The 4,325-nt window shown below is 65.4% G+C and carries 2 protein-coding genes and 3 tRNA genes; 2 read left to right on the top strand and 3 right to left on the bottom strand.

All coding sequences use genetic code 11. The features are described 5' to 3' along the window. Positions 1-99: 99 nt before the first annotated feature. The 3 genes from ML01_RS26435 to ML01_RS26425 form a co-directional block, all read right to left on the bottom strand. Positions 100-175: transfer RNA gene (locus ML01_RS26435), tRNA-Thr, on the bottom strand. Between the two features lie 106 nt (positions 176-281). Next, positions 282-355 (bottom strand) — tRNA-Gly (locus ML01_RS26430). Between the two features lie 165 nt (positions 356-520). After that, positions 521-605, bottom strand: a tRNA-Tyr gene (locus ML01_RS26425). Between the two features lie 291 nt (positions 606-896). On the opposite strand from ML01_RS26425, the gene ML01_RS26420 reads away from it, so the two are divergent. Continuing rightward, complete coding sequence (locus ML01_RS26420; RefSeq protein WP_058558352.1) at positions 897-2,234, top strand: UDP-glucose/GDP-mannose dehydrogenase family protein; 1,338 nt, start codon at positions 897-899, stop codon at positions 2,232-2,234. Between the two features lie 339 nt (positions 2,235-2,573). After that, positions 2,574-4,070: an OmpP1/FadL family transporter gene (locus ML01_RS26415; protein WP_058558351.1), complete on the top strand. Its 1,497-nt coding sequence runs from the start codon at positions 2,574-2,576 to the stop codon at positions 4,068-4,070. Positions 4,071-4,325 lie beyond the last annotated feature (255 nt).

Below are 4,325 nucleotides of genomic sequence, written 5' to 3'. Positions count from 1 at the left end.
CGGACCCCTACTCCGCGGAATTCGGCTTCTGCCGACGACAGGCTGACTTTTGCGCGACCCTCCCCGGACCAAACCGCAGGACGTCGCACGGCACGCGTTTGGAGCCCATGACCGGAGTTGAACCGGTGACCTCACCCTTACCAAGGGTGTGCTCTACCAGCTGAGCTACATGGGCACTGTTACTGCAATCCGGATCAAGCGCATGCTGCGCGAGTCCCGACCGAGCGCATCCTGCGCAGCTTGCGGTTCCGGACCAGATCGCAGGCGCCGGATCGCTCGCTTGGAGCGGGTGGTGGGAATCGAACCCACACCATCAGCTTGGAAGGCTGAGGTTCTACCGTTGAACTACACCCGCGGCGGAATCCCATTGGCGGCCGACCATTGGCGGCGCGAGCATGAGCGAAGGTGCGGCCGCCGCGCTGTCTCACCACCGGGCTGATTCGGTTGCACCGCCGCGCCTTCGGGTACCGAGTCGACACATTAGCTTGGCCAACCGACGCGATGCAGCCTGGACCTTATTTGGTGGAGGGGGGAGGATTCGAACCTCCGAAGGCTGAGCCGTCAGATTTACAGTCTGATCCCTTTGACCGCTCGGGAACCCCTCCAATCGACCGAGCGCGGCAGTATATGTCGGCAAGGAGTCTCGGTCAACCACGGCAACAGCGCCGATCACGGGCTCTTTCGGCCAACGCGCGGCGCGCGGCTTCTCAACCTTGTTGCCGCGCCGAAGGGTCGGCACCGTCCTCCGCGCCTGCCCCAGGCGTCCCAAAGAGGCACGGCGCGCGCGTCGCCAGCGCACGCATAGGCGCCGCCGCGGCGCGATGATGGTACCTTTAACGGCTGTGCACGGTTCTCCACTCCCGTTGAAATCCAGACTCGCGTGAGGTTCCCCGTCTATGGATGTCACAATTTTTGGTAGCGGTTATGTCGGGCTCGTGACCGGAGCCTGCCTCGCCGAGGTCGGCAACAACGTGCTCTGCGTCGATGTCGACAGGGCCAAGATCGAGCTCCTCAACGCGGGTGGCGTGCCCATCTACGAGCCCGGACTCGAGGACATGATCCGGCGCAACGTCGCCGCGGGCAGGCTCGCGTTCAGCGACGACCTCGTCGCCGGTGTCGCGCATGGCCTGTTCCAGTTCGTTGCCGTGGGCACCCCGCCCGACGAGGACGGATCCGCGGACCTCAGACATGTGCTGAGTGTGGCGACCACCATCGGCGAATGCATCGACAGCTACCGCATCGTCGTCGACAAGTCCACCGTGCCGGTGGGCACCGCCGACCGGGTTGCAGAGCGCATTCGGGAAACCCAAGCGGCGCGCGGCGTCAGCTTCGAATTTGACGTGGTGTCGAACCCCGAGTTCCTAAAGGAAGGTGCGGCCATCGAGGACTTCATGCGGCCCGATCGCGTCATCGTCGGCACCGACAACCCGCGCACCGCGGAGCTGCTGCGCGCCCTCTACGCGCCCTTCAACCGCAGCCACGACCGGATCATGGTCATGGACATCCGCTCCGCGGAGCTCACCAAGTACGCCGCCAACGCCATCCTCGCGACCAAGATCAGCTTCATGAACGAGCTGTCGAACATCGCCGAGGCCGTGGGCGCTGACATTGAGCAGGTCCGCGTCGGCATCGGCTCCGACCCCCGCATCGGCTACCAATTCATCTACCCCGGCTGCGGCTACGGCGGCTCATGCTTCCCGAAGGATGTCCGCGCGCTGGAGCGCACAGCCACGGCCGTGGGCTACGCAGCGGAACTGCTCCGCGCAGTGGAGGCCGTCAACTTCAGGCAGAAGGAGGTGCTGTTCCGCAAGATCTCGGAGTTCTTCGGGAGCGAGCTGTCGGGCAAGGTCATCGCCCTCTGGGGGCTGGCCTTCAAGCCGAACACGGACGACATGCGTGAAGCATCGAGCCGGCGCCTCATCGAGCAGCTATGGGAGGCGGGCGCCAGCGTGCGTGCCTTTGACCCCGTTGCGATGCATGAAACCCGTCGGATCTACGGCGATCGGCCGGACCTTGTCCTCGCCGACGACCCGCACACGGCGCTTGACGGCGCGGACGCGCTGGCCATCGTCACCGAGTGGTCGCAGTTTCGCAGCCCCGACTTCGATGCCATCCGCGCCGCACTGCGCAATCCGGTGATCTTCGACGGACGCAACATCCTGGATCACGGCCAGGTAACCGCTGCGGGCATCACTTACATTTCCATCGGCCGCACGCCCATGGAGCCGGGCTGAGCCCCGCCCGGTACTGGGGCGCGGCGCGCGAGCATGTGCCCGCGGCGCTCCGTCCGCCCGAGCACCGGCACAGTGCACAAGCGAAGGGCCGAGGGAGCCGTCCTTAGACCTTAGCCCTAGGCCCTTGGCCCTTGGCCCTTGGCCCTTGGTCGAGGTTCGCCCTAGGTGGGCAGGCGCCGCCCCTGCGCCTGTGTGGCCCCGATGCTTCGCCTCGCTAGAGTTTGACATTAATGCAACTAGCGCGAATTATTGCAACAAGACGACTTCCGCCAGGCGCCACGTCGTCGATGTTTCCGCCAGGCAAGGCGCCGCCATACCAACAAGAGAGGACAAACTGTGATGAAACTGCAACGGCCCTCAGCCGCCATCGCCATTATTTGTTGCGTCGGTGCAACGTCCGCCGTCGCCACCAACGGCTACATGTCCCACGGCTACTCCCCCGCGGCCAAGGGCATGGCGGGCGCCGGTGAGGCCGCCTTGCCGCAGGACTCGCTGTCCATCGTCGGCAATCCCGCCGGGCTCACGCGGGTCGGCCGGCGGGCCGACATCGGCCTTTCCTGGTTCAGCCCGCGTCGCGAATACGACGGGCTCACGCCTTCCAACGCCTTCTGCACGACCGGCTGCCCGCAGGGCGCCTTCGCACCCATTGGCAGCGGTCCCGACGGCAGAGGGACCGTCGAGAGCGAGAACAACGACTTTCTGATCCCCGGTCTGGGCTACAGCCAGCCCATCAACGACGTCAGCGCCTTCGGCATCGCGCTGTTCGCCAACGGCGGCATGAATACGGATTTCCGCAGCGGCGACACCATGGTCTTCCCGGGCCTCGGCCACCTCGGGACGTTCGGCGGCGGCAACCCGCTGGCCAACCCGCCGGCCTATCTGCCCCCGGACCCACGCGCGGGCACGCAGGTCCCGGGCACGACCGCGCGCGGCGGCAGCAACGCGGGTGTCGACCTCGAGCAGCTCGGCGTCTCCATCGGCTACGCGCGCGATCTCGCCGACAACCTGTCGGTCGGCGCGAGCTTCCTGATCGGCTATCAGACCATCGAGGTCAAGGGCGTGGGCGCCTTCCAGGGCTTCACCCAGACCTTCACGCAAAGCATGATCCAAAGCCGGACCATGCAGGGCACCTCGCCACGGAACCTCTCCGACAACGGCAAAGACTCGGCCTGGGGCTTCGGCGTCCAGCTCGGCGGCATTTGGGACCTGAATCCGCAGCTCACGCTCGGCGCGTCCTATCGCTCGAAGATGTACATGGACAAGTTCGACAGGTACTCGGACCTGTTCGCCCAGGGCGGCGATTTCGATCTCCCGCCGGTGGCCACCATCGGCGCCGCCTTCCGTGCGACGGATCAGTTGACCTTCGCGCTCGATCTGCAGCAAATCTGGTACAGCGAGATCGACGCCATCGCCAACAAGAACGAGCTCGCCCAGCGCTGCAACCTGCAAGGCAATTTCGCCGGCTACGATTCCCGCTACTGCCTCGGCGGCTCCAGAGGCGCCGGCTTCGGCTGGGACGACATGACCATCATCAAGCTCGGCGTGCAATACGACCTCAACGACAAGCTCACGATGCGCGCCGGTTACAGCCACGGCGACAATCCCGTTCAAGGCAGCGAAGTCGCCTTCAACACGCTCGCGCCTGCGGTCGTCGAGGACCACTGGACGCTCGGCGGCACCTATCGCCTGCGCGACAACTACGAGCTGACCTTCTGGGGCATGTACGCGCCGGAGAACGAGGTCAAGGGTCCCGGCGCCTTCACCGGCGCGCAGGCACCGACCATCCGCATGTCGCAGTACGAGCTCGGCATCAACTTCGGCTGGCTCTTCAACTGACGCCGATCGCCGCGCCCGCACCGACGACAAAGCCGCCCTCGGGCGGCTTTCTGCTTTTGTGCGATCGACATCTCACGAGGCAGAGCCTCAGAGGTTGTGAAGAAATCGATTTTCGCCCTGACGTAGCGACAGCGATGCGCATCGCGCGGCGCGGAGAACCGCGAAAGGCTCAGCGCGAAAAACGGGGACAGCGCGAAAAACGGCGGAAAAACGGGGACGGCGGAAAAACGGGGACAGACCACGTTTTTCACACAA

The sequence above is a fragment of the Thiohalocapsa sp. ML1 genome, from assembly GCF_001469165.1.
Classification (GTDB): Bacteria; Pseudomonadota; Gammaproteobacteria; order Chromatiales; family Chromatiaceae; genus Thiohalocapsa.
The sequence above is the reverse complement of the archived record's forward strand: the minus strand, read 5'-3'. Positions and strand labels throughout refer to the sequence as shown.

Coding starts and splice junctions, on each gene's coding strand:
- ML01_RS26420 (WP_058558352.1), top strand. CDS start 897: ATGGATGTCACAATTTTTGGTAGCGGTTATGTCGGGCTCGTGACCGGA.
- ML01_RS26415 (WP_058558351.1), top strand. CDS start 2,574: ATGAAACTGCAACGGCCCTCAGCCGCCATCGCCATTATTTGTTGCGTC.